Genomic DNA, 3,608 nt, shown 5'->3' with positions numbered 1-3,608 from the left:
TGCTCATAATAATCTCCATCTGTGAGTATTATGAGGCTTAAAAGTGTCTAGTAAACCCTGGCCGATTCATACAGAACTAAAATAATTCGTGTCGATTCCATTGAAAATAGTCGTTACTCCAACATCAGCATAAGGACTCTGCGCCAGAATGGTCCCAACAAAATCGCACACTGCAATAGTATGATCAGTGCCAAATTTTGCTCTTAATTTGGAGCCAAAAGAGTGGACAGGATGGTCATTGTGTTTTGTAAACACTATAGAAGGTCTTTTTTTCTGTCCCAGTAGGGCGAGCATTACAAGCCGATGGTCAGCAGATCCGTTCACATGAATAATATCGAAATTTTGCTCAGAAATTACTCTTTTGAGCATTTTCAATGCTGCGGGCATTTGCGCTAACTTGTTGGGGAACGATTGATCAAACACTTGGACATCGCTCGAATTTTGAAAAGTTCGAAATAAAGCGCTTGAACCAGGTACAGCCAAAAAAACTTTATGTTTAGCTTTCAGACCGCACACAAGACGAGAAATATACGCTGTGTGCCCGCCTATATTGGGGCTGACATGAAAATTTGTGTATAGAATATTCATTTTTATTTAAGACGATAAAGCATGAACGGATTGGCCCGTAAGTTTCCAGCCGTAGATGTTAGTAATGGCCCATGCGGATGTTTGATAAATTACAAGGAGCTTTCAATCGCTCCCTGTAATCTATACAGCGATAGGCCATCATTCTTCCACTATTAGGATCCCCAATAGAGCCGTTCAAAATAGGCCTTCTCTTCGGGTGACTGCGCCCTCATTTCTTGTGTAACCTGAGCTCGTGTTTTGCTTGTCTCATTGCTTTCTTTATGCCACACCCCACTTTCTTGAATACCTCTTTTGGCGCGTGGCTTCCAGGAAGGGTCCAATTTAGCTTGCCTGAGTTCTTCTGCAACTTCTGCACGACTTTTCATAGAAAGCTCAGGCTCAGAGCCTGCCATATAGGACTCATGCTCTCCCCAACTTGCAAAACTCGTTAAAGGAGCGGCAAGTCCCGCAGCTAGAACAAACGGAAGGATTTTGGCTTTAATAAACATAGTGGATTCCTTTATTAATCGCTTTTGAATTACAAAGCTCCTTAGAGCCTTACCATGTCAGCTTTTCTGACAACGATTCCACTATAGTTTTTGGCAGCCAACAGTTCCATGACGCCAGTATGACAAATCAGTCAACTTGTAGACATCATCTGTAATCTATTCCCATTTATGCCGTTTTTTTATTGTTTTTTTGAAAATGTTACGTCAAATCCGCCTGATCGCAATATGAGACGAAAAACATAACTGATTATGCGCTTACATTACACAAATGTAATGTCCGCGTCATCGACCCGACAGCGACACCTAGCTAAAGTGTATTCATAGAATAAACGCCGCTTAGATCTGATCTATAAGCGATATTTTGAATAACCTCTGTCCTAGGATTCCGTCCAGTGAAACGCCCAATTACACCTTCTCTAATACTACCTCGTCGACGATTTGTTCAAGGTTTAGCTGCTGGTGGTGTTTTGTTTGGATTAACTCCATTCGCCACTCCCAGCTGGGGCCAAGCAGCCGATGTAAACAAAAGTATGCCTGAGGTTCAAAGTGGTACAGAGTTCAACCTTGAAATCAGTGAAACTCCCGTGAATTTTACGGGGAGTCCACAAATGGCAACAACAATCAATGGGTCTCTCCCAGGACCAACATTGCGATGGCGAGAAGGAGACACGGTTACTATTCGTGTAACAAATAAGTTAAGAGAATCCACTTCCATCCACTGGCACGGCATTATCCTGCCCTTTCAAATGGATGGCGTGCCGGGGATTAGTTTCCCAGGTATAGCTCCTGGCGAAACCTTTGTGTATCGATTCAAAGTGGAACAAAATGGTACGTACTGGTACCACTCACATTCTGGTATGCAAGAAGCGACCGGGATGATTGGGGCAATCGTAATCGAACCGCGCTCAAGTGATCCAGTTCGAGCTGACAGAGAATTTGTAATTCAACTCTCTGATTGGACAGCTGAAGATCCAATGCGTGTACTAGCAAAATTGAAAATGCAGGGCGATTATTACAATTATAACCAGCCAACAGTTGTAGATTTTTTTAATGATGCATCCAAAGACGGCGTTAAATCAGCAATTGATAAACGCAAAATGTGGAATCAAATGCGAATGAGTCCAACGGATTTGAACGACTTATCGGCAGATGTTCTCACGTATTTAATGAACGGCAAAACCCCCGCAGGGAATTGGACCGGTGTATTTCGACCAGGCGAGCGTATTAGGTTGAGGTTCATTAATGGCTCCGGTCATAGTTTCTATGATGTCCGTATCCCAGGACTGAAGATGACCGTGGTACAAGCCGATGGCCAAAACATTGAGCCAGTCACAGTAGATGAATTCCGCTTCGGGTCAGGCGAAACTTATGATGTCATCATCGAACCGAAAGATGATGCTTATACCATATTTGCACAGTCAATGGATCGTACTGGATATGCGAGAGGGACGCTTGCCGTGCGCGCAGATCTGAAAGCGCCTGTTCCCGAACTTGATCAGCCAGAATGGCTTTCAATGATGGACATGATGGGTAGCATGGGTGCGGGTGGAATGGCCGGAATGGATCACAGCGCGATGGCTGGATCAAATCACGCAAATATGAACGGCATGGATCATAGTTCATCAGATTTATCAAGACCAAATGCGCGTGTTCGTCACGCAAAGACCGAGTACGGCCCAAGTACAGACATGCGTGTTGATACGCCACGAACGAATCTCGATGACCCTGGAATCGGGCTGCGCAACAATAATCGGCGTGTTCTAACGCTCGCAGATCTTCATACCTTAGGCGGCCCAATGGATCCAAGAGGTGCCGAGCGCGAAATTGAACTGCATTTGACGGGAAATATGGAACGTTTTACTTGGTCATTCGATGGACTGGAGTTCGGAAAATCAACACCTATTCATTTTAGATATGGGGAAAGGGTGAGAGTTATTCTGCATAACGACACGATGATGACTCATCCAATGCACCTTCATGGGATGTGGAGTGAACTTGAAACTGCGGATGGATCTTTCCAAGCTAGGCGACACACAATTCCAGTACAACCCGCCCAGCGAATAAGCTTTCTGGTCACCGCAGACGCACTCGGAAGATGGGCATGGCATTGTCACCTGATGCTCCATATGGATATGGGAATGTTCCGAGAAGTAGTAGTCGCTTGATTGATAAATGGAATTCAGACAATGAATAAGCAAATTAAAAAGCAGGTTTTGTCATTAGCAATTACAGCCATCGGGCTCTCACCTGTTTTTACCTATGCGGCAAATCACGTTTCAATTAATAGTCAGCCTGGCACTTCTACCGTTACACCTGAGACCGGAAGTGCACCAGCAGAGAGTATGCAAGGCATGGACCATAGCAAAATGGATATGTCTGGCGCTGACGAAGGCAAGAAAGAGATGCCTGCGATGGATCATAGCAAGATGAACATGCAAGGCATGGATCACAGCAAAATGGACATGTCTGGCGCTGGTGAGGGCAAGAAAGAGATGCCTGCGATGGATCATAGCAAGATGAACATGCAAGGCA

General features: G+C 44.7%; 3 protein-coding genes and 1 pseudogene. 2 read left to right on the top strand and 2 right to left on the bottom strand.

Annotated elements, in window-relative coordinates; translation table 11 throughout:
• Window positions 1-66 precede the first annotated feature (66 nt).
• Window positions 67-588, bottom strand: coding sequence for a glycosyltransferase (locus INT32_RS21925; RefSeq protein WP_193090798.1), 522 nt, complete (start codon window positions 586-588; stop codon window positions 67-69).
• Window positions 589-740: 152 nt separating this feature from the next.
• Window positions 741-1,076: a hypothetical protein gene (locus INT32_RS21920; protein ID WP_193090797.1), complete on the bottom strand. Its 336-nt coding sequence runs from the start codon at window positions 1,074-1,076 to the stop codon at window positions 741-743.
• A gap of 392 nt (window positions 1,077-1,468) precedes the next feature.
• Between INT32_RS21920 and INT32_RS21915 the strand changes: the two genes are divergently transcribed.
• Together INT32_RS21915 and INT32_RS22240 are read left to right on the top strand one after the other, a co-directional pair.
• Window positions 1,469-3,241 (top strand): copper resistance system multicopper oxidase, encoded by a 1,773-nt coding sequence (locus tag INT32_RS21915; protein WP_193090796.1) that lies wholly within the window; start codon window positions 1,469-1,471, stop codon window positions 3,239-3,241.
• 21 nt (window positions 3,242-3,262) lie between these two features.
• Window positions 3,263-3,608: pseudogene (locus tag INT32_RS22240) on the top strand (hypothetical protein); the annotation flags it as partial.

Origin of the sequence: Advenella sp. FME57, assembly GCF_014897675.1 — a bacterium.
Lineage (GTDB): Bacteria > Pseudomonadota > Gammaproteobacteria > Burkholderiales > Burkholderiaceae_B > Advenella.
The sequence above is the reverse complement of the archived record's forward strand: the minus strand, read 5'-3'. Positions and strand labels throughout refer to the sequence as shown.